General features: G+C 71.2%; 19 protein-coding genes. 14 read left to right on the forward strand and 5 right to left on the reverse strand.

Translation table 11 applies throughout. The features are described 5' to 3' along the window. Window positions 1–49 precede the first annotated feature (49 nt). Window positions 50–1,309 (forward strand): MFS transporter, encoded by a 1,260-nt coding sequence (locus ABIA36_RS07385; protein ID WP_369961636.1) that lies wholly within the window; start codon window positions 50–52, stop codon window positions 1,307–1,309. 131 nt (window positions 1,310–1,440) lie between these two features. Here ABIA36_RS07385 and ABIA36_RS07390 read toward each other — a convergent pair whose 3' ends face one another. Continuing rightward, a complete protein-coding gene (locus ABIA36_RS07390; protein ID WP_369961637.1) occupies window positions 1,441–2,487 on the reverse strand; it encodes a lactonase family protein in 1,047 nt (348 codons plus the stop codon). A gap of 50 nt (window positions 2,488–2,537) precedes the next feature. On the opposite strand from ABIA36_RS07390, the gene nucS reads away from it, so the two are divergent. The 4 genes from nucS to ABIA36_RS07410 all read left to right on the forward strand — a co-directional run bounded on the left by nucS (window position 2,538) and on the right by ABIA36_RS07410 (window position 4,899). Then, the gene (gene nucS / locus ABIA36_RS07395) at window positions 2,538–3,233 is read left to right on the forward strand and encodes an endonuclease NucS (RefSeq protein WP_369961638.1); all 696 of its coding nucleotides are present in this window, start codon (window positions 2,538–2,540) and stop codon (window positions 3,231–3,233) included. Further along, the gene (locus ABIA36_RS07400) at window positions 3,233–3,655 is read left to right on the forward strand and encodes an SseB family protein (protein WP_369961639.1); all 423 of its coding nucleotides are present in this window, start codon (window positions 3,233–3,235) and stop codon (window positions 3,653–3,655) included. The genes nucS and ABIA36_RS07400 overlap by 1 nt, the downstream gene beginning before the upstream one ends. Window positions 3,656–3,692: 37 nt before the next feature. Next, window positions 3,693–4,391 carry an HAD hydrolase-like protein gene (locus ABIA36_RS07405; protein WP_369961640.1) on the forward strand — a complete coding sequence of 233 codons (699 nt, stop codon included), beginning with the start codon at window positions 3,693–3,695 and terminating at the stop codon, window positions 4,389–4,391. Window positions 4,392–4,488: 97 nt separating this feature from the next. Beyond that, complete coding sequence (locus ABIA36_RS07410; protein ID WP_369961641.1) at window positions 4,489–4,899, forward strand: hypothetical protein; 411 nt, start codon at window positions 4,489–4,491, stop codon at window positions 4,897–4,899. Between the two features lie 84 nt (window positions 4,900–4,983). Here the strand turns inward: ABIA36_RS07410 and ABIA36_RS07415 are convergent, their stop codons facing one another. The 3 genes from ABIA36_RS07415 to ABIA36_RS07425 all read right to left on the reverse strand — a co-directional run bounded on the left by ABIA36_RS07415 (window position 4,984) and on the right by ABIA36_RS07425 (window position 10,829). Next, entirely contained in the window at window positions 4,984–6,885 is a 1,902-nt protein-coding gene (locus ABIA36_RS07415) for a transcription antiterminator (protein WP_369961642.1), read from the reverse strand. Between the two features lie 78 nt (window positions 6,886–6,963). Next, window positions 6,964–8,094 carry an acyltransferase family protein gene (locus ABIA36_RS07420; protein ID WP_369961643.1) on the reverse strand — a complete coding sequence of 377 codons (1,131 nt, stop codon included), beginning with the start codon at window positions 8,092–8,094 and terminating at the stop codon, window positions 6,964–6,966. 14 nt (window positions 8,095–8,108) lie between these two features. Then, window positions 8,109–10,829, reverse strand: coding sequence for a glycoside hydrolase family 97 catalytic domain-containing protein (locus ABIA36_RS07425; RefSeq protein WP_369961645.1), 2,721 nt, complete (start codon window positions 10,827–10,829; stop codon window positions 8,109–8,111). Between the two features lie 171 nt (window positions 10,830–11,000). On the opposite strand from ABIA36_RS07425, the gene ABIA36_RS07430 reads away from it, so the two are divergent. The 6 genes from ABIA36_RS07430 to ABIA36_RS07455 all read left to right on the forward strand — a co-directional run bounded on the left by ABIA36_RS07430 (window position 11,001) and on the right by ABIA36_RS07455 (window position 16,612). Further along, complete coding sequence (locus ABIA36_RS07430; protein WP_369961647.1) at window positions 11,001–11,309, forward strand: PTS sugar transporter subunit IIB; 309 nt, start codon at window positions 11,001–11,003, stop codon at window positions 11,307–11,309. 63 nt (window positions 11,310–11,372) lie between these two features. Further along, on the forward strand, window positions 11,373–11,639 hold the full coding sequence (locus ABIA36_RS07435; protein ID WP_179604070.1) for an HPr family phosphocarrier protein: 267 nt from the start codon (window positions 11,373–11,375) through the stop codon (window positions 11,637–11,639). Between the two features lie 2 nt (window positions 11,640–11,641). Then, a complete protein-coding gene (ptsP, locus tag ABIA36_RS07440) occupies window positions 11,642–13,366 on the forward strand; it encodes a phosphoenolpyruvate--protein phosphotransferase (RefSeq protein ID WP_369961649.1) in 1,725 nt (574 codons plus the stop codon). 30 nt (window positions 13,367–13,396) lie between these two features. Continuing rightward, complete coding sequence (locus tag ABIA36_RS07445) at window positions 13,397–15,013, forward strand: PTS mannitol transporter subunit IICB (RefSeq protein ID WP_369961650.1); 1,617 nt, start codon at window positions 13,397–13,399, stop codon at window positions 15,011–15,013. Then, a complete protein-coding gene (locus ABIA36_RS07450) occupies window positions 15,010–15,447 on the forward strand; it encodes a PTS sugar transporter subunit IIA (RefSeq protein WP_369961651.1) in 438 nt (145 codons plus the stop codon). Before ABIA36_RS07445 ends, ABIA36_RS07450 begins: the two co-directional genes overlap by 4 nt. A gap of 13 nt (window positions 15,448–15,460) precedes the next feature. Next, complete coding sequence (locus ABIA36_RS07455; protein WP_369961652.1) at window positions 15,461–16,612, forward strand: mannitol-1-phosphate 5-dehydrogenase; 1,152 nt, start codon at window positions 15,461–15,463, stop codon at window positions 16,610–16,612. A 21-nt stretch (window positions 16,613–16,633) separates the two neighbouring features. On the opposite strand, the gene ABIA36_RS07460 is transcribed toward ABIA36_RS07455, so the two are convergent. Next, entirely contained in the window at window positions 16,634–17,245 is a 612-nt protein-coding gene (locus ABIA36_RS07460; protein WP_369961653.1) for an RBBP9/YdeN family alpha/beta hydrolase, read from the reverse strand. A gap of 93 nt (window positions 17,246–17,338) precedes the next feature. Here ABIA36_RS07460 and ABIA36_RS07465 point away from each other — a divergent pair, with 93 nt between their 5' ends. From ABIA36_RS07465 to ABIA36_RS07475, 3 genes are read left to right on the forward strand one after another with little or no spacing between them, the layout of a single operon-like run. Beyond that, window positions 17,339–18,457 carry a type III polyketide synthase gene (locus ABIA36_RS07465; RefSeq protein ID WP_369961654.1) on the forward strand — a complete coding sequence of 373 codons (1,119 nt, stop codon included), beginning with the start codon at window positions 17,339–17,341 and terminating at the stop codon, window positions 18,455–18,457. Next, window positions 18,454–18,984 (forward strand): isoprenylcysteine carboxyl methyltransferase family protein, encoded by a 531-nt coding sequence (locus ABIA36_RS07470; RefSeq protein WP_369961655.1) that lies wholly within the window; start codon window positions 18,454–18,456, stop codon window positions 18,982–18,984. Before ABIA36_RS07465 ends, ABIA36_RS07470 begins: the two co-directional genes overlap by 4 nt. Then, window positions 18,981–20,024 (forward strand): NAD(P)/FAD-dependent oxidoreductase, encoded by a 1,044-nt coding sequence (locus tag ABIA36_RS07475; RefSeq protein ID WP_369961656.1) that lies wholly within the window; start codon window positions 18,981–18,983, stop codon window positions 20,022–20,024. Before ABIA36_RS07470 ends, ABIA36_RS07475 begins: the two co-directional genes overlap by 4 nt. Window positions 20,025–20,101: the final 77 nt, after the last annotated feature.

Raw genomic sequence — 20,101 nt, forward strand, 5'->3', positions numbered from 1 at the left:
CCCACCAGCACCCGCAGGCCGCACGCGGCCCCGCTCTCCAGGACAGCCGATGTCACAGCCGACCCCGACGACGACCCGCAGCAGCCGCGAACTGCGCGCCTGGCGCAACGCGGTCTTCGTGATCTTCATCCTCAGCGGGCTCGCCATGGCGACGTGGGTGGCCCGCATCCCGGGCGTCCGCGACGACCTCGCCCTCGGCCGCGACCCGTCGTCGGTCGGCCTGCTCATCCTCGGGATGTCGGTGGGCGCGATCGTCGGACTGTCCGTTTCCTCCCTTGTGCTGGTGCGCTTCGGCCCGCACAAGGGCATGGTCGGGGCTCTGGTGATCGTCGCGATCGGCACGCTGGCGGTCGGCTTCGGCTCCACGGTCTTCCACGCGGTGCCGCTGGTGGCGGTCGGCCTCATCCTGCTCGGCTTCGGCAACGGGATGGTCGACGTGATGATGAACGTCGAGGGCACCGCCGTGGAGCGCGAGATCGGCAAGACGCTGATGCCGCTCATGCACGCCTTCTTCAGCCTGGGCACGGTGCTCGGCGCCGGGATGGGCGCCGCCGCCGCGGCCCTCCGCATCGGCGTCGTGTGGCACCTCTCCTTCGTCGCCGTCGTGCTCGTCGTGGTGGCGCTGGTCGCGATCCGTTTCATCCCGCGGGAGGCCGAGCTCGGCGACGAGTCGGCCGAGAAACCGCGCGTCCCGTTCGGTCAGCGCCTCCGCTCATCCCTGGCCGTGTGGACGGACTGGCGCCTCATCCTCATCGGCGTGGTCATGCTCGGCATGGCGTTCGGCGAGGGCTCGGCGAACGACTGGATCGCGCTGGCCACGGTCGACGGCCACGGCCAGTCGAACCCCACGGGCGCACTCGTGTTCGGGTTCTTCGTCGCCGCGATGACCCTGGGCCGCGTGCTCGGCGGACCGATCGTCGACCGGGTCGGACGCGTCGCCGCGATCCGCGTGACCGCCGCGATGGGCGTCGCCGGGCTCCTGCTCTTCATCCTCGGCGGCCCGCTGTGGGTGGCCGTGATCGGCACGGTGCTGTGGGGCTTCGGCGTCTCGCTGGGCTTCCCGCTCGGGATGTCGGCGGCCGCGGAAGGAACCGAGAACCCGGCCGCGCGCGTGTCGGCGGTGGCGATCATCGGCTACTGCGCCTTCCTGGTCGGGCCGCCGCTGATCGGATTCCTGGGCAAGGAGTTCGGCCTGCTGAACGCGCTGTACCTGATCCTGGTGCTGCTTGTGGCGTCGTTCCTGGCCGCGCCCGCGGTGCGCCCCGCCGCCGACCGCCGCGCACGGCTGCTGGCGCCCGCCGCGGACTGAACCGCGCCCGCGCCACGCCGTCGAGTACGCCCGAAATCAGCCGAAACGCGTCGAGTACGCAGACAATCCGCGTACTCGGCGGCTGCTTCGGTGTGCGCGCGACGAGCCGGCGGCCGGTGCAGGAGCGCGGGTCATGCGAAGGCGAGGCAGACCGGCGTCGGCACCGCCGTGGTCCCCAGCGGGCGCAGCGCGCGCGTCGCCGCGTCGAACGCGAAGACACTCACCTCGTCGCTGTCCTGGCACGCCGCGAGCACGCGATCCCCGTCCGGCGAGATCACCAGGTCCCGCGGCGCCCGGCCTCCCGCGGCCACGACCTCCACCAGCTCCAGCCCGGACGCCTCCGCATCGAAGGCGAACACAGCGATCGTGTCGTCGCCGCGGTTGGTCACGAGCACAGTGCGGCCGTCCGACGTCACCCGCACCGCTGCGGGCAGGTTCGCAGCAGCGCTGGCATCCGGCCCGCGCGTGCCGACCGACTCCACCCGCTCGAACCGGTCGTCATCCCGGCGCAGCACGTCCAGCGTGCTGTCCAGCTCGTTCACCAGGAGGGCGTGCCGACCGTCCGGGTGGAACGCCAGGTGCCGCGGTCCCGCGGCGCCCACCGCGACCGTCGCCTCCGGGCGCAGCGTCAGCGCACCGGACTCCGACAGCGCGTACCAGCGCACCTCCCCCAGCCCGAGGTCGACCACCACGACGTCCCCGGTCACCGGGTCGACCGAGAGCTGGTGGACGTGCGGAGCCTCCTGCCGGTCCGCGTCGGGGCCGTGCCCTTCGTGCTGGACGAAGGCCGTCCGCTCCCCGATCGCCCCGTCCGCGAGCGCGAAGACCGAGACCGTGCCACCCACGTAGGTGCCGGTCAGCAGGAACCGCCCCGAAGGATGCAGCGCCAGGTGCGCGGGAGAGTCGCCTCCACTCGAGACCCGGCCGAGCGGGTGCATCGCGCCGTCCGCGAGCCGCTCGAAGGCCGAGACCCCGCCGTCCGGGCCGGTCTCCTCCACCGCGTAGACGTGCGAGCCGTCGGCCGACACCGCCACCCATGACGGGTTCGGCACCTCAGCCGCGACCGTCACGTCCACGACCGCCGTGCCGTCGAACCGGGCGGACAGCACACCGTCGGCGTGACCGTCGACGTGCGGGAGGCGCTGGGTGTACGTGCCGATGAGGAGGTCGCGGGCCATCCCCTCATCCTGCCAGCAGCGTGGGAGGGCGGGCACCGTACACTTGTCCGGTGCGCCTCGTGATAGCCAACTGTTCCGTCGACTACGCCGGCCGCCTGAGCGCCCACCTGCCGCTCGCCAAGCGCCTGCTCATGCTCAAAGCCGACGGCAGCCTCCTCGTCCACTCCGACGGCGGCTCCTACAAGCCGCTCAACTGGATGAGCCCGCCCTGCACGCTCACGGTCGACGAGCCCGACGAGCTGCAGCGGGAGGCCGGGATCACCGAGGTCTGGCGGGTCAGCCAGGCGAAGACGGCGGACATGCTCATTGTCTCCATCCACGAGGTGCTGCACGACTCGGCTCACGAGCTGGGCGTCGACCCCGGACTGCAGAAGGACGGCGTAGAGGCGCACCTCCAGAAGCTGCTGGCCGAGCAGATCCACCTCCTCGGCGACGGCCACGTGCTCGTCCGCCGGGAGTACATGACCGCGATCGGGCCGGTCGACATCCTCGCCCGCGACGAGCGCGGCGCCTCCGTCGCCGTCGAGTTGAAGCGCCGCGGCGACATCGACGGCGTCGAGCAGCTCACGCGCTACCTGGAGCTGATGAACCGCGACCCGCTGCTGGCACCGGTGTCCGGGGTGTTCGCGGCGCAGGAGATCAAGCCTCAGGCCCGCACGCTGGCGGAGGACCGCGGCATCCGCTGCCTGGTGCTCGACTACGACGCCATGCGCGGGCTGGACGACAGCGACAGCAGGCTGTTCTGATGGCCGCGCCCGCTGGACGTTTCCCGCAGACGTACGAGAACGGCCCTGTCCGCAAGGCCCTCGCCGCGATCGCCGCCCAGCCGACGCTGGAGAACCTGCAGGCCCTCCTCGCCGCTGCCACCACGGGAGGACTGGTGGTCGACGTCACCGGGTCCGAGCCCGGCGAGGTGCGGCTGCGCACGATCCAGTCGACCGCGGGCGAGCCGGTGCTGCCGCTGTTCACCTCGATGAGGGCGCTGCGCAACGCCGTCGGGGCCGCGGGAGGCAAGGGCACGCGCGTGCAGGCCGTGATCGTCCCGGCCGCCGAAGCGCTCGGCTACATCGCCAACGCGGACTTCGTGGCCGTGCAGTTCGACCCGGGAGCCGCCCACACGATGGTCGTCGCGCGTGCGCACATCGAGTCCGCTCTCAGCGAGCACTGACGGAACATTCGTACACCTCACATATCATGGGACGGCTATGACAAACCCGACCACCACGACCACCGAAGCGCCCGCGACCGTCGCTCGCACCTGGACCTGCGTCCTCTTCGACCTCGACGGCACGCTCACCGACTCCGCACCCGGCATCACGTCCTCCCTGGTGCGCATGTTCGAGACGCTCGGCCTCCACGTCCCCACACCCGCCGAACTCGTCGAGTACGTGGGGCCTCCCCTGCTCGACTCGCTGCAGTCGATGGCCGGCTTCGACGAGGCCCGCGCCCGCGCCGCCCTCACGGTCTACCGCGCCGACTACGCGGCGCACGGCGCCTTCGACAGTGCCGTCTTCCCCGGCATCCGCGGCCTCCTGCAGCGGCTGCGCGACGCCGGCATCCCGCTCGCCGTCGCGACCAGCAAGCCGGAGACGCAGGCCACCCGGATTCTCGAGCACTTCGAGCTCGCCGAGTACTTCGACGTGATCGCCGGCGCGACGGACGACGAGAGCCGCAGCGCGAAGGCGGACGTCGTCGCGGAGGCGCTGCGCCGCCTGAACGAGCGGGGTGTCGCGCTCGACCACACCGTGATGGTCGGCGATCGCGCGTACGACGTGGAGGGCGCCGGCGAGCACGGCATCCCGACGATCCTGGTCGAGTGGGGCTACGGCTCTCCGGCCGAGGCGGCGGGCGCGATCGCGGTCGTGCACTCGGCCGACCAGCTCAGCACGCTGCTGCTGGGCTGAGCGCCGGACGCGGGAGGCCGCGGGAGGCCAGCGTCGGAGGCTGCGCAGTACGCTGGAGTGTTGCACTACCGCACCGTATACAGCACTAGGAAGAATGATGCGCACCAACAGCAAATTGCTCGTTCCCGCCGCCCTCGTCGCGGCACTGTCCATCGCCGCACTGACCGGCTGCTCCGGCAGCGGTAACGGCTCCAGCTCGACCCCGTCGGCGTCGGCCTCCCAGGAGGCGGCCTCCAAGTCGCTCCCCTCCGACTTCCCGAAGTCGGACGTCCCGATCGTCGGCGGCACCGTGCTCGTCGCGAACGGCGACGCGAACAACGGCTGGTCCGTCACGGTCCAGCCGAAGGACAAGAGCGGCTTCGCCGACGCGAAGGCCGCCCTCGAGAAGGCCGGCTACACCGTCCAGCCCGGCGCGACCGACAGCAAGGCCGTCTATAAGAACGCCAAGTACACGGTCGCCGTCGGCACCCCCGGCGTCGCCGTGACGTACCTCGTCACCGCCAACTGACCGGCGCCCCGGAAGCCGTCGAGTACGCAGATTCTCTGCGTACTCGGCGGCTTCCGCCGTATTTCGCGCGTACTCGCGTGGTGCTCAGGCGTCGATGATGCGGACGAGCTCGTCGATGAACGCCGTGAAGGTGTCGGCGCGACGGATCAGCCCGAGCACGGCCTCCCGATCGGAGAACACCTCCACGAACTGGTCGAAGACGGTCTGGAACGCCGCGCGACCGCCCTCCGAGAACGCGATGAACGCGATCACGTTCACCCGCGCATCACCCCAGTCCATCGCGGTGTCGTTGACGACGATCGCGATGGCCGTCCGCTTCGCGTTCATCGTCATGGCGTGCGGCACCGCGAGGGTGTCGGTGAACGCCGTGGACGACATCTGCTCGCGCTCGACCGCCTGCTCCACGTAGTCGCTGCCGATCGCCCCCGCCGCGATCATCCGGTCGCCGAGCGCGCGGATCATCGTGATGGAGTCCCGCGCGTAGAAGTTGCGCAGGAACAGGCTCTCGTCGAAGTACTCGAGCAGCTCGTTCTTGATCCCGGCCCTGCGGCGCTGTCGACGGATGCGCGCCACCGACTGCCGGATGTGCTCCACGTCCGTCGCGGTGAGGAACGGCTGCACGATGACCGTGTTCTCCCGCCGCCCGCGCGGGTCGATCGTCGTCAGCACGAGGTCCGCGTCGATCGCGGACCAGTCCGCGTCGGTGGAGGTGATGACGCTGACGATGTCCAGCTCGTCGCCGAGCGCGCTCTCCAGCTTCTCGCGCAGCAGGATGTGCATGTCGTAGTAGTTGGGGCAGACGACCGCGGTGCGCACCGCGTCCCTGCGCCGCGACTGCTGCTCCAGGTAGGCGCCGACGTGCATGGCGATGTAGGCGATCTCGTCGTCGTTGACCGCGATCCCCTCCGCGGCCTGCAGGCGGCTGGCGATATAGACCGCGAGTTCATACGTCATCGGGTAGGAGCTCTTGATCGAGCGCGTGAGCGGGTTGCGCGAGTAGGTGTTCTCGTGCGCCCGCGCCACCAGGTTCTGCACGTGCAGCGTGAGCCGCACGATGAAGTCCTCGTCGCGGAGGTCCACCAGGTACTCGGTGGAGGCGCGCGCGACGATCCCGCGGACGACGGCGAGGTCCTCGTCGCGGACGAACTCCGCGACGCTGTCCTTCCCCGCGCCCGGCGCGATGACCCGGGTCCGCATCAGGATCGCCAAATACCGCAGCTCGGTCGGGTCGAGCTGGACGTCGAAGTGCGTGCGAACCAGAGCACCGAGGTCCTCCGCCAGCCGGCGCAGCGCCTCTCCCGCCTCGTCCGCGCCCGCCGCCGGGAGCACCCTGTCCTTGGCGAAGCGATCGAGCGCGACCGCCATGTGCAGGAGCACGTCGTTGATGCCGTACTCGTTGACGAAGTACCCGCGCGCGTCGAGCATCTCGACCAGGTCCGACTTGAAGGCTGCGAGTCCCTCCGAGCCGAACGCCTCCTGGATGCGCGACACGTCCACGACGCCCTGCCGCATCTCGTCGCGGAACAGCCGGCTGATGAGCTTGCGCCGCGCGATCTCGGGCCCGGTGAGCCGCGCGACCGGACCATGCCGGTCGAGCGCGAGCTCGGTGCCGGCCAGGATGCTGCGGACCCGGGTCAGGTCGGACTCGATGGTGGAGTCGCTCACGAACAGGCTCTCCGCCGTCTCGTACACGTCGATCCCCTCCGGCTCGTCGAGCAGCCGGCGGGCGAGGAAGGCGAGGCGCTCCTGCGGCGAACCCGCCGACGGGGACGCCCCGGATGTGTCCGCGAGGTAGTCCGCGTAGGCGTCACCTTTGACGTGGTAGCCGTTGGGCCCCGACTCGACCAGCTCGCCGAGCGCGGCGGCGTAACTGCGGATGCTGCGGGAGGTCACGCCCAGGTCCTGCGCGAGCTCGGCGGCCGTCACCCAGGCAGCACGATGCGACAGGATGTCGAGCATCCTCGTCTGCTTCGCCGAGAGCGCCATCGGCCGAGCCACCTTTCCTCAACCGAGTCAACCACTCGGCAGGGTAACAGCGGGCGACCCGCGACAAGTTTCCGCCCCTCAGGAAGATCGTCTGGACCGTTCCTCCAGCCGGGCGACGGGAGAGAACACGACGCGGAACAGCCCGCGCCAGAACGGGGCGCCCGCGCGCTCCACCACCAGGTGGATCACCGCGGCCACGACCAGGACGACGGCGAGAGCGGCCGCGATCCCCAGCCAGAGCGCTCCCGGGTCCACCCACCTGTTGAGCAGCGCGTAGCCGAAGACCGCGTGACTCAGGTAGAGCGGATAGGTCAGCGCCCCGAGGAACCTGCTGCCCGGAATCGGAAGGGCCGCGACCCGCGGCTGCGTCAGGACGAAGACGAGCGCGAACAGGAGGACCACCACCACCACGAGCGCGATCGGATCCGTCGCGGCGCCGTCCCCGGACTCGTCCGCGTGGCGGATGGTCGCGACAACTCCGCCAACGACACTCGCGAGCAGACCGGCGGCGCGGAGTACTGTCCAGCCCGTGCGCGAGATCATCGCGATGAGAGCACCGCCGGCGAACAACGTGAACAGATCGCCGCAGAGCGGGAGCGCAGCGACCCCGGGGACGAAGAGGGTCGTGCCGAGCATCCCGATGGCCCAGAGCGGGAAGAAGGTCTCCAGCCAGCGCCGCCGCCGGAACAGCAGGAATAGGAAGACGAGCGCGTAGAACTGCAGCTCGAGCGTGAGCGTCCAGTAGACGCCGTCGAGCTGCGGCTGACGGAAGACGGCGGGCGCCATCGTGAGGTTGGCCAGGAACTTCGGCAGCAACTCCAGCGGAGCGGCCCGGGCGGTCAACAGCAGAGTCGCGGACGTGAGCGTCACCCCGGCCCAGAACGCGGGATACAGCCGCGTCGCCCGCCCCGCGGCGAACGCCGACGCCTCCCGACCGGAAGCCGACAGGAAGATGACGAACCCGCTGATGAGGAAGAAGAGCTGCACGCCCAGGAACCCGTAGGCCGCCAGCCACGAGACAGGCGTAACGCCGAACGAGTGGATGGCGCCGTGCTCGACGCCCCAGAACAGCCAGTGGTAAGCCACGACCGAGAGCGCCGCCGCAAGGCGCAGGATGTCGAGAAGGGCGAGGCGGGAGCGCGGGGCGGCGGCACGCCGGGCGTCGCGGCGGGTGACGAGTGGCGCGACGTGGTCGGTGGGCATGGGCATGAGGCGTGCTCCTCTTACTGCGCGACGTCGATCGCGTCGATGTCGGGCGCCCAGCCGGACGGCTCGGCCGCAAGCGTGATCGAGTTGGTTCCTTCGACGAGGTCGACGGCGATGGTCCGGAGGCTCCAGTCGTCCCACGACGCCGTGCGCGGGAATGCGACGACACGCTCCGGGCCGCCGTTGACGCGGACGACGATCGACCTCGTCTGAGCCGAGGCGTAGTGGATGCCGATCGTCGTGCTGCCGGCCTTCAGCGCTTTCACGCCGGTGAACGTGACAGAGGCGCCGTATCCGAGCTGGCTGACCAGCTCACCGCTGCACTTCTCCGAGTCGCATGGCGCGGTGGTGGCTCGCCCGCTCAGAACGTTCTTCGCGTCCTCCGCCTCATAGGAGCGAATCAGCTCCACCCGATCGATATCGGGGGCGTTTCCGTCCGTTCCGGACAACACGATGGTGTGCCGCCCTGGGCTGAATTCGACCGGCACGTCGACGTATCGCGGGACATTCCAGCCGTTCGGCTCACCACCTCCCCGGCCGGATTCGGGCGGGGTCACCGGAGGCAGGGCGACGCCGTCGACGGCGACCGTCAGGCGGCGCTTCTCGCCCGAGAGGTAGGCGATCCGGGCGGTGTACTTTCCCTCCGCCTCGACCTCGGGGAAGGTGATCCCCGCGTACCCCACATAGCCGGCCTTGGCCCCACCGGAGCAGGACGCGCACGGCGAGACCCGCGCGCTGCCGCCCATCGTCGCCTGCTCCGCTTCCAGGACGCGGTCAGCCGTGGAGGTCGGCGCCGCTTCGCCGGGCGTCAGCACGACGGTGGCGCCGCCGTGCTGCCCGAGCGGGAGATCGAGCTCGTCGGCCGCGGTGACCACGGACCGCTCCACCAGCGGTTGCCCGTTCGCGCCGCCGTCGCGGTACACCGTCGCCGTGTAGCTCCCGGAGCCCAAGAAGCCCAGCGGCACCGGGAGTCGCCGTGCGGCGTCCGTGATCGCGCCCACGTACCAGCTCTGCCCGGAGCGGCGGGCGAACGCTGCGTGGCTGTCCGGCGCGGCATCGATGAGCCGGGACTCGTCCCACACTGTCGGCAGCGATTGAAGGACGTCCCGTCCCGGCCATCGTTCGTACGCGGTGGGGCTGTCCGCCAGCGTGGTGAGCGCCGACGTGAAGGCCACCGTGAGGGCGAGCTGGTGGGCCTGGGTCGTCAACGGGTTTCCCAGCGAGAGCGCGACCGGCGTCGCATCCGCACTTCCCAAGAGACCTCGGCCGAGAGTCAGGTTGACGTTGTCCCGCGCCGACGCCGGATTGCCGTGTTTGTATCCCTCAGCACCGGCAACGCCCTCACTCGTCAGCACATGCGGGTAGGTGCGCTGCTCCCCGCCCGGCTTGGTCGAGCCGTGGAAGTCGACCATGAGCTTCGCGCGGCCCGAACCGATGCTGAGCCGGTCGTAGAACCGCATGATGTCGGCGCGGTCCGAGTCGAAGAAGTCGATCTTCAGCCCGACGACCCCTCGAGCCGCCAGCGCTTTCATGGCGGCGTCGATCTCATCCTGGTCGAACAGCGTCTTGTCCGCCCGGCGGAACTCGTTGCGATGCATCCAGGCGAAGATCCCGACACCGCGCGACGCCGCATAGCGGGCGAGTTCCTCGAGCTGATCCCACGAGGAGTAGCCCGCGTCGGCCGTCACGTACGGGATGCCGAGTCGCTCGGCGGCGTCGACGTACTCGCGATGGAGTGCGAGATAGTCGTCTCCGCTCGCGGTCGAGTTGGACCACCACGGCCAGAGCGACACACCCGGTTTGATCCAGTTCGCGACGGCGCCCGTCAGCTCACGCGCGGGAGGCTCATTGAGGTCGGTGAGCAGGTCGGACTCCGCGAGCCCGTCGAGTCCTGGGCCGATCCCGATGACCCGCCACGGCGTCGTGACACCGCCCTGAAACGGCACGCGCACGCTGGCCGGGGTGCTGTCGAAGACGGAGGTGTCCGGACCGGGCAGCGCGACCTGGAGCGTCCGAATGCTGCCGCCGACAGGGCTATCGAGTCGCACAGCGGGATAGGAGCCTCCCGCGCGCACGGCGGCCTCCGTCAGCTGCAGCCAGCGGTTGTCCTTCGTCGAGACGAGCGCGGGCATGGCCAGCCGGCTGCCGCTGAGCTCGGTGTCGGCGAAACGCTGGGGCTTCCCCTCGTAGTTTCGCTCGTACGGGCTCGCCCAGACGGTCGAGCCGCCAAGGAGGTCGAACGCCGTGGCCTCCGACACGACAGCCGACGCACCCGGCATTGTCACTGCGTAACGGAAGGCGACGCCGGAGGGCGTCGCCCGAACCGTGACCGTCAGCCCGGCGGTGCCCTTGCGGTATTCGGCCACGACCTCGTCCACGATCGACGCCACGGTGCCGTGCACCGCCCCACCCGGCAGATACGTCGAGTGCGTGCGCGAGCGTTGGGAGCGTTCGAACGTCAGGCCCGACGTCAGGTCAGCCGCTTCCGTCACCACACCGAGCCGGACGCTCTGCAACACGGCTCGGCCGTCCATCGTGACCGCGAGGTCGAGGCTGCCGGAGCCGCTGCGAGTGAGGGTCGCCGAGACGCGGCCGTCGACGGACTCCACCGCCACGCTCGACGGTTTCTCGGCGAGCGACGCCGCTGTGGTCGTGGCCACGAGCGCGCCCGCGAGAGCGACGGCGACGACGGTCCGGAAGCCGCGACGCGACGTCGGGAGTGCGATTCGAGAGGCCATGACCCTCGATTTTAGAGCATCAATTTCAATGGAAGATTTCCACGATCCAGCGCCCGGCTTCCGCCCCCCAGGAAGAAACCCTCCTGGCCCCCGCACGACTCCGGAGCGAGCATGGTGACGATCCACCGAACCACCCTGTTCCACCCGTTCCACCCGAAAGGCATGAGGTCGATGAAGATCATCGTTGTCTGCGGCGCGGGCGCCTCCAGCACCTTCGTCGCGGTGAAGCTGCGCAACGCCGCCGCCGCTCGCGGGCTGCAGGTGCAGGTGGCCGCGGGCAGCGCGAGCCAGCTCGACTCCCTCGCCGCCGTGGACGTCGTCCTCGTCGGCGCGCACCTGGAGGCCGCCGTCCCCGGGCTGCGCTCCCGCGCCGCCACCACAGGGACCGCCGTGGCCGTCCTGCCGCCCGTGTCGCCCGGCGCGCTCGACGGCGCACTGGCGCTGGACCTGGCCCTCAGCGCGAAGGCGGGGGCACGATGAGAGCGAATGGCAGCGTGGCAGCGCCGCGTATTGTGCCACCCGAGAACGAAGGAGACCGGAACAATGGCTGAGCGGATCATCACCGTCGGATCGACCCATGGGCTGCACGCCCGTCCCGCCAAGCTCTTCGTGGAGGCCGTCGGCGCCTCCGGCGCGAAGGTGTCGCTGTCGAAGGAGGGTGGCCGAACCGTCGACGCGGGCAGCATCCTCGGCGTCATCTCGCTGGGCATCGACCACGGCGACAAGATCGTCCTGGCGACGGACGCCCCGAACGCCGAGGCGGTCCTCGACGACCTGGCCGAGATCCTCACCACCGACCACGACGCCTGATCATGCCAGACACAACGAACGACGCCACGACGAACGACACCACGGCGAACGACACCGCGACCCTCACCGGCGCCGGCATCGGCCAGGGCATCGCCGTCGGCCACGTCCTCCGCATGTCCGACCCGCTCCCCGAGCCGGACACCACCCCGAGCACGCGCACCCCGGAGGAGGAAAAGGCCCGCGTGGCCGAGGCCGTCGCGACGGTGGCCGCCGACCTGCGCGAGCGCGCCGGCCGGGTCACCGGGACCGCCGCGGACGTGCTGGAGGCCCAGTCGATGATGGCCGAGGACTCCTCCCTCGCCGACGACGTGGCCTCCCGGATCGACGGCGGGACGACCGCCGAGCGCGCCGTGTTCGAGGGCTTCGGGGTGTTCCGCGACATGCTCATCAGCCTCGGCGGCTACATGGGCGAGCGGGCCACCGACCTGGACGACGTGGCCCAGCGGGTGATCGCAGCCCTGGAGGGCCGGCCCGCTCCCGGCGTCCCCGAGTCGGACGAGCCCTACATCCTGGTCGCCCGCGACCTGGCCCCGGCCGACACGGCGCTGCTCGACCTGACGAAGGTGCTCGGCCTGGTCACCCGGGAGGGCGGCCCGACCTCCCACACCGCGATCCTGGCGCGCGAGAAGGCGATCGTGGCGATCGTCGGCGTCGCCGGGGCGGACGACCTGGCCGCCGGCGCCGAAGTGATCCTCGACGCCGGAGCCGGCACCGTCACGATCGCGCCCACCGCGGCGCAGTCCGACGACGCCCGGCGGCGCATCGCCGAGCGGGAGGCCGCCCTCTCCGGCGGGCTGGAGCCCGGCACGCTGGCCGACGGCACCGCGATCCCCCTGCTGGCGAACCTCGGCTCGGCCGAGGGCGCGCAGGCGGCGGTCGACGCCGGCGCCGAGGGCGTCGGACTGTTCCGCACCGAGTTCCTCTTCCTGGACGCCCGGATGGCGCCGACGGTGGAGCAGCAGCGCGAGCAGTACGTGAAGCTGCTGCAGGCGTTCCCCGGCAAGAAGGTCGTGGTCCGGGTGCTCGACGCGGGCGCGGACAAGCCGCTGGAGTTCCTCAACGACGCGCACGAGGACAACCCGGCGCTGGGGCTGCGCGGCATCCGGGCCCTGCGCGCCAACGAGGACATCCTGCGCGAGCAGCTCACCGCCCTCGCCGAGGCCGACGCCCGGACGGAGGCCGACCTGTGGGTCATGGCCCCGATGGTCGCGACGGTCGAGGAGACCCGGTACTTCGTGAAGCTCGCCACCGAGTTCGGGCTGAAGACCGTCGGCGTCATGGTGGAGGTCCCCTCGGCCGCGCTCCTGGCCGACCGGGTGCTGCGGGAGGCCGCGTTCGCCTCCATCGGCACCAACGACCTCACCCAGTACACGATGGCCGCCGACCGGCTCCTCGGCTCGGTCGCCGGCTTCCAGGACCCGTGGCACCCGGCCGTCCTCCGCCTCGTCGGCGAGGTCGGCGCAGCGGGCGCTGCCCACGGCAAGCCGGTGGGCATCTGCGGCGAGGCCGCCGCCGACCCGCTGCTCGCGGTGGTGCTCGTCGGTCTCGGCGCGACCACCCTCTCGATGTCGCCCGCGGCCCTCGCCGACGTGCGGCTGTCCCTCACCCGTTACACCCTCGACCAGGCGAAAGCCCTGGCCGAGGCAGCGCTGGCCGCCGACGGGGCGGCCGAAGCCCGGGAGGCCGTCCGAACCACGGCCGCCGGGTTCGCCCATCCACCTGCCTAGGCAGGACCAACACAGAAACGAGGCACCATCATGACATCGGCGACAGCGACGACGCCGAAGCAGCCCAGCAGCGCTCGCGTCCACGTGCAGCGCTTCGGGACCTTCCTCTCGAACATGGTCATGCCGAACATCCCGGCGTTCATCGCCTGGGGGTTCATCACGGCCCTGTTCATCGCCACCGGCTGGCTCCAGAACACCGGCTGGGCGATCAGCGGGATCCTGGGCGGCTTCGGCGATCAGGCCAAGATCGGCTGGACCGGCGCGGCGACCGTGCTCGCCCAGGACCCGAGCGGCCACACCTTCCAGCAGTACGTGGGCCTCGTCGGCCCGATGATCACCTACCTGCTTCCCCTGCTCATCGCGAACACTGGCGGCCGCATGGTCTACGGCGTCCGCGGCGGCGTGGTCGGCAGCATCGCGACCATGGGTGTCATCGTCGGGTCCAACATTCCGATGTTCATCGGCGCCATGATCATGGGCCCGCTCGGCGCGTGGGTGATGAAGCACGTCGACCGGCTCTGGGAGGGGAAGATCAAAGCCGGCTTCGAGATGCTGGTCAACAACTTCTCCGCCGGCATCGTCGGCATGCTGTTGTCGATCGGCGCGTTCTTCGGGATCGCCCCGCTCGTCGAGTGGCTGAGCTCCGTCCTGAGCAACGCGGTGAACTGGCTCGTCTCGGCGCACCTGCTGCCGTTCGCGAGCATCCTGATCGAGCCCGGCAAGGTGCTCTTCCTCAACAACGCCATCAACCACGGCGTGCTCACCCCGCTCGGCATCGAGCAGGCGCAGCAGCAGGGCAAGTCCATCCTGTTCCTGCTGGAGGCCAACCCCGGCCCCGGCTTCGGCATCCTGATCGCGTACTCGATCTTCGGTCTCGGCATCGCCAAGGCGAGCGCTCCGGGCGCGGCCCTGATCCAGTTCGTCGGCGGCATCCACGAGATCTACTTCCCGTACGTGCTGATGAAGCCGATGATCGTCATCGCGGCGATCCTGGGCGGCATGACCGGCATCGCGATCAACGTGACGTTCAACTCGGGCCTGCGCGCTCCGGCCTCCCCCGGATCGATCATCGCCGTGCTGATCCAGTCGCCGGCCAGCAGCATCGTCGGCGTCACGCTGTCGGTGATCGGCGCCGCGACGGTGTCGTTCATCGTCGCCTCGATCATCCTGCGGGCCAGCCGCAAGCGCGACCTGGCCTCGGGCAACGCCGGCGACCTCCACGCCGCCGTCGCGCAGACCGAGGCCAACAAGGGCAAGGAGTCCTCGATCCTCGAGGGTCTGGTCCAGGAGGGCGAGCACGACGCCGGCGACGCGCAGGGCGACGGCACCGATCGGCTGGTGCGCAACATCGTCTTCGCGTGCGACGCTGGGATGGGTTCGTCCGCGATGGGCGCGTCCGTGCTGCGGAACAAGATCAAGAAGGCCGGCGTGGAGGGGGTCACGGTGACGAACCAGGCCATCAGCAACCTCGACGGCACGGCCGACCTGGTCATCACGCAGCGCGAGCTCACCGACCGGGCCAAGGGCCAGTCGCCGGCGTCGCTCCACGTGTCCGTCGACAACTTCATGAACAGCCCCAAGTACGACGAGGTCGTCGACCTCGTCGCCAAGCAGCAGCAGACCGTTACGGAGGACGCCACCAAATGACCGACACGATTCTCGACCGGGCGAACGTCGTGGCCGCGGGCACCGCGACCACGCGGGAGGACGCGATCCGGGAGGCGGGTGAGCTGCTCGTGAGGGCGGGCGCCGTGCAGCCGGGGTACGTCGACTCGATGGCGCAGCGCGAGGCCACCGTCTCCACCTTCATGGGGAACGGCCTGGCCATCCCGCACGGCACCAACGAGTCCAAGGACGAGATCGTGCGTTCGGCGCTCTCCTTCATCCGCTACTCCTCGCCGCTCGACTGGGGCGGCGAGGAGGTGCGGTTCGTCGTGGGCATCGCCGGCCGGAACAACGAGCACCTCGACATCCTGAGCAAGATCGCCATCCTCTTCTCGGAGGAGGACGACGTGCAGCAGCTCATCGACGCGCCGGACGCGGACGCCCTGTTCGCTCTGCTCGGCGACGTCAACGACTGAGACGGGGGCTCGGATGAAAGCCGTCCACTTCGGCGCGGGCAACATCGGGCGCGGCTTCGTGGGGCTCCTGCTCCACGAAGCCGGGTACGAGGTGGTGTTCGCGGACGTCAACGCCGAACTGATCGACGCCCTCGACGCCGCGGACTCCTACGAAGTCCACCTGGTCGGGGAGGAGTCGGAGACCAAGACCGTCACGGGCTTCCGCGCCATCAACAGCGCGACCGCGGAGGACGCGCTGGTCGCCGAGATCGCGACCGCGGACGTGGTGACCACGGCCGTCGGCCCGCGCATCCTGCGCTTCGTCGCGCCGGTCATCGCACGCGGACTCGCCGCCCGGGCGTCGGACGCCCCGCGTCTCGCCGTCATGGCGTGCGAGAACGCGATCGGCGCCACCGACCTGCTCGCGGCCGAGCTGATGGACGGCCTCCCGGACGACGACACCCGCGAGGAGCTGGCCGCCCGCGCGGTCTTCGCGAACACCGCCGTCGACCGCATCGTGCCGGCGCAGGCGCCCGACGCGGGCATCGACGTGACCGTGGAGACCTTCTACGAGTGGGTCGTGGACCGCAGCCCGTTCAACGGGAACGTGCCGCCGATCCCCGGCGCGCACTTCGTGGACTCCCTCGGGCCGTACATCGAGCGCAAGCTGTTCACGGTCAACACCGGGCACGCGACCGTCGCCTACACCGGCTTCCTGGCGGGCGCGACGATCATCAGCGAGGCGATCGGCATCCCTTCGGTGCTGGAGGCGACGGAGGCCGCGCTGGCGGAGACGTCGGCCGCGCTCAGCGCCAAGCACGGGCTGGACCCGTCCGAGTTGGCGGAATACCGAGCGAAGATCCTGAACCGCTTCCGCAACCCGTACCTGGTGGACGAGGTGACGCGGGTCGGCCGCGAGCCGCTGCGCAAGCTCGGCCGCAACGACCGCTTCGTCGGGCCGGCCGCCGACTACGTGCAGTACGTCGGCGGGGTGCCGTCGGCGTTGCTCACCGCGATCGGGGCCGCGCTGCACTTCGACGTGCCAGAGGACACGCAGAGCGTGGAACTGCAGCAGCTCCTCCAGCGCGCCAACCCCGAGGACATCGTGGACGAGGTCATGGGGGTGCAGCGCGGGGAGGCGCTGTTCGAGCCGCTGGTGGAGGTCGTGCGCGGCGCGAGGCGCTGAGTCCGCCCCTTTCACTTCCGCCTAACGCGGGACGATCGTGGCCGTCGGGTCGAGACACCAGTCGAGAACCGACGGCCACGTTCCGTATCCGGACGCGGGCGTGAGGTGGCCGCCCGCCGGGATCGTCGTCAGCGGGATGCCGAGCGGCTCGGCGAAGACGACGCGCGCGCCCTCGGGATTGCACGGGTCGGCGTCGGACGCGACGATGCGGGTCTCGGCCGCGGGCCGCGTCGGTTCGAGGGCGGCGAACGCGGCGACCTCCGGGTTCGCGCGCAGGTAGGAGGGCGACGGCGGGGCGACCAGGAGGACGCGGTCGACGGATCGGCCGGCGCCGGCGTCGGTGTCGTCTTCGTCTTCGGTGTCGTCTTCGGCGTCGTCCGGGCGGGCGCCGAGCCAGAGCGCGGCGCCGAGGCTGTGCGCGATCACGGTCACGCGGGCGTCGTCTGCGCGCGCTTCGTCGAGCGCTGCCGCCGCGGCGGTGCGCCAGGCCTCCAGGTCGGGCTGTTGGGCGTCCGGGAGCTGCGGGTAGACGACACGCTCCCCGCGCTCGCGGAGGGCGGCGGCGAGTTCGTACTGCCAGTGCCCCGGCGGGCGGAAGTTGCCCCAGCCATGCAGGATCAGGAAGGCGCGCATGAGGCCGAGCGTAGCGCCCGCGGTCGGGCACCCTGTTCTGACAGTTCACCGCGACCTCACTCCGCCGAACCACCCCGGTGGTACGTTTCGCTTGTGAGCCGTATCGTCGCTGTGGCGCCCGTGCTGCCCGCCCGCAGCTACAGCCAGGGCGAGATCACGGCCGCGCTGCTCGCGATGATCACCACGGACCCGCAGCGGCAGGCGGTGATGCGGCGCATCCACGCTTCGAGCGGGGTGGAGTCGCGCAGCCTCGTGATGCCCCTCGAGCGCTACAGTTCGCTGGCGTCGTTCCGCGAGTCCAACGACTACTTCATCGCCGAGGGCACCACGCTCGCCGAGCGGGCCGTGACCCAGGCGCTCGCGACAGCGGGGCTGAGCGCCACGGATGTCGACTACCTCCTCTTCACGTCGGTCACCGGGATCGCCGCGCCCTCCATCGACGCCCAGCTCGTGCAGCGCCTCGGGATGCGGCCCGACGTCAAGCGGCTGCCGAGTTTCGGCCTCGGCTGCGTCGCCGGCGCGGCGGGGATCGCCCGGGTGCACGACTACCTGGCCGGGCATCCCGGTGAGATCGCGGTGCTGCTGTCGGTGGAGCTGTGCTCGCTGACCGTGCAGGCGCGCGACGACTCCATGGCCAACATCGTCGCGAGCGGGCTCTTCGGCGACGGCGCGGCGGCGGTGGTGATGGCCGGAGACGACCGCGCCCGGGAGCTCGGCCTCCCCGGCCCGGAGGTCGTCGACACCCGCAGCCGCATCTACCCCGACACCGAGGACGTCATCGGTTGGGACATCGGCGGGACCGGCTTCCGCATCGTCCTGAGCGCGGGCGTTCCGGAGGTGATCGACCGCAACTTCGCCGGCGACGCCCGCGGCCTCCTCGCCGAGCACGACCTCGCGGTATCCGACGTAAGCGCGTGGGCCGCGCATCCCGGCGGCCCGAAGGTGCTCGAGGCGTTCGCACGCGCCCTGGACCTGCCGGCGGACGCCCTGGAGGCGAGCTGGCGGTCGCTGGCGCGCGTCGGCAACCTGTCGTCGGCCGCCGTGCTGCACGTGCTGGCCGAGCAGCTGGACGCGCACCCGGCCGGGACGGTCGGGCTGCTGTTCGCGCTCGGGCCGGGGGTGACGAGCGAGCTGGTGCTGCTGCGCTGGGCTGCCGGGTCGGAGGGCGCGGAGGCCGCGGGTGCCGCGCGGGCGATCGGCTCTGCGGCGTGATCTGGTACACCGTCCTCATCCTCGCCACCGGCGCCGAACGGATCGCCGAGCTCGTCGTCTCCGCGCGCAACGCCCGCTGGTCGTTCGCCCGCGGCGGCGTCGAGTACGGGCGCGCGCACTTCCCGCCGATGGTCGCCCTCCACACCGGCCTCCTGCTCGCCTGCCTGGCCGAGGTCTGGCTGCTGGACCGGCCGTTCCTGCCGTGGCTCGGCTGGCCGATGCTGGTGCTGGTGCTGGCCAGTCAGGCGCTGCGCTGGTGGTGCATCGGGACGCTCGGCCCGCGCTGGAACACGCGCGTCATCGTCGTCCCCGACCTCCCGCTGGTGGAGCGCGGCCCCTACCGGTGGCTGACGCACCCGAACTACGTGGCCGTCGTCGTGGAAGGGTTCGCCCTCCCGCTGGTGCACACCGCGTGGATCACGGCGCTCGCCTTCACCGTGCTGAACGCGGTGCTGCTGCTCGGCTTCCGGATCCCGTGCGAGAACCGGGCGCTGGCCTCCACCGCCGCCGCGTCCGCCTCCGCATGACCGACGCCGAGCTCGTCGTCGTGGGCGGCGGCCCGATCGGGCTGGCGTGCGCGATCGAGGCGCGGCTCGCGGGGATGGCGGTCATCGTGGTGGAACCGCGCGACGACCCGATCGACAAGGCCTGCGGAGAGGGGCTCATGCCGGGCGCCCTCGCCGCCCTCCACCGCATCGGGGTCGACCCGCCCGGCCATCGGCTGGCCGGGATCGCCTACCTGGACGGCGCGCAGCGCGTCGAGCACCGTTTCGCCGAGCGGCCGGGGCGCGGGGTCCGCCGGACGGTGCTCCACCGCGAGCTGGGCCGCCGCGCCGCCGAGCTGGGGACGCCGATCGTCCGCGGGCGCGTGGCCGGGCTGACGCAGCGCAGGGACGGCGTGGAGCTGACCCTCGCCGGCGGGGAGACGATCGACACCCCGTGGGTGATCGCCGCCGACGGCCTCCACTCGCCCGTCCGGCGGCTGCTCGGGCTGGACGGGCGCGCGCAGCATCCCGTTCGCCGCCGCTACGGGCTGCGCCGGCACTACGCGGTCGCGCCCTGGACCGACCTGGTCGAAGTGCACTGGTCCGCTCTCGTGGAGGCCTACGTCACGCCCGTAGACGACCGCACGGTGGGGGTCGCCGTGCTCGGCCCGCGGCCGCTCGACCAGGAGGCCGCGATCGCCACGATCCCGGAGCTCGCCGACCGCCTGGCGGGCGCGCAGCCGGTGACGGACGCGCGCGGCGCCGGACCCCTGCTGCAGCGTTCGCGCTCGCGGGCCTCGGGCCGGGTGCTCTTGGCGGGCGACGCCTCCGGCTACGTCGACGCGCTCACCGGCGAGGGGATGCGGGTCGGGTTCGCGCAGGCGCGCGCTGCCGTCGCCGCGGTGCGGGCGGGGAACACGGAGCAGTACGAGCACGCCTGGCGGACGACGACGCGCGACTTCCGGATGCTGACCACCGGGCTGGTGGTCGCCGCCCGGTCGCCGTTCCGCCCGCGCATCGTCGCGACCGCGACCGCGCGGCCGCAGCTCTTCGGCGCGATCGTGGAGCGTCTGTCGCGCTGAGACGGCGGCGCGGCGAACCGGCCGCGCCTCCTTCGCTGGTCTCACCCAGCCTCATCACGTAGTATGTTGCCGGTAGA

The sequence above is a fragment of the Leifsonia sp. EB34 genome, assembly GCF_041260585.1.
In the GTDB taxonomy this organism is placed as follows: Bacteria; Actinomycetota; Actinomycetes; order Actinomycetales; family Microbacteriaceae; genus Leifsonia.

Bases quoted from the DNA above. Each gene is read 5' to 3' on its own strand.
- ABIA36_RS07385 (WP_369961636.1), top strand. From the start codon at position 50: ATGTCACAGCCGACCCCGACGACGACCCGCAGCAGCCGCGAACTGCGC.
- ABIA36_RS07390 (WP_369961637.1), bottom strand. From the start codon at position 2,487: ATGGCCCGCGACCTCCTCATCGGCACGTACACCCAGCGCCTCCCGCAC.
- ABIA36_RS07400 (WP_369961639.1), top strand. From the start codon at position 3,233: ATGGCCGCGCCCGCTGGACGTTTCCCGCAGACGTACGAGAACGGCCCT.
- ABIA36_RS07405 (WP_369961640.1), top strand. From the start codon at position 3,693: ATGACAAACCCGACCACCACGACCACCGAAGCGCCCGCGACCGTCGCT.
- ABIA36_RS07410 (WP_369961641.1), top strand. From the start codon at position 4,489: ATGCGCACCAACAGCAAATTGCTCGTTCCCGCCGCCCTCGTCGCGGCA.
- ABIA36_RS07415 (WP_369961642.1), bottom strand. From the start codon at position 6,885: ATGGCGCTCTCGGCGAAGCAGACGAGGATGCTCGACATCCTGTCGCAT.
- ABIA36_RS07420 (WP_369961643.1), bottom strand. From the start codon at position 8,094: ATGCCCATGCCCACCGACCACGTCGCGCCACTCGTCACCCGCCGCGAC.
- ABIA36_RS07425 (WP_369961645.1), bottom strand. From the start codon at position 10,829: ATGGCCTCTCGAATCGCACTCCCGACGTCGCGTCGCGGCTTCCGGACC.
- ABIA36_RS07430 (WP_369961647.1), top strand. From the start codon at position 11,001: ATGAAGATCATCGTTGTCTGCGGCGCGGGCGCCTCCAGCACCTTCGTC.
- ABIA36_RS07435 (WP_179604070.1), top strand. From the start codon at position 11,373: ATGGCTGAGCGGATCATCACCGTCGGATCGACCCATGGGCTGCACGCC.
- ptsP (WP_369961649.1), top strand. From the start codon at position 11,642: ATGCCAGACACAACGAACGACGCCACGACGAACGACACCACGGCGAAC.
- ABIA36_RS07445 (WP_369961650.1), top strand. From the start codon at position 13,397: ATGACATCGGCGACAGCGACGACGCCGAAGCAGCCCAGCAGCGCTCGC.
- ABIA36_RS07450 (WP_369961651.1), top strand. From the start codon at position 15,010: ATGACCGACACGATTCTCGACCGGGCGAACGTCGTGGCCGCGGGCACC.
- ABIA36_RS07455 (WP_369961652.1), top strand. From the start codon at position 15,461: ATGAAAGCCGTCCACTTCGGCGCGGGCAACATCGGGCGCGGCTTCGTG.
- ABIA36_RS07460 (WP_369961653.1), bottom strand. From the start codon at position 17,245: ATGCGCGCCTTCCTGATCCTGCATGGCTGGGGCAACTTCCGCCCGCCG.
- ABIA36_RS07475 (WP_369961656.1), top strand. From the start codon at position 18,981: ATGACCGACGCCGAGCTCGTCGTCGTGGGCGGCGGCCCGATCGGGCTG.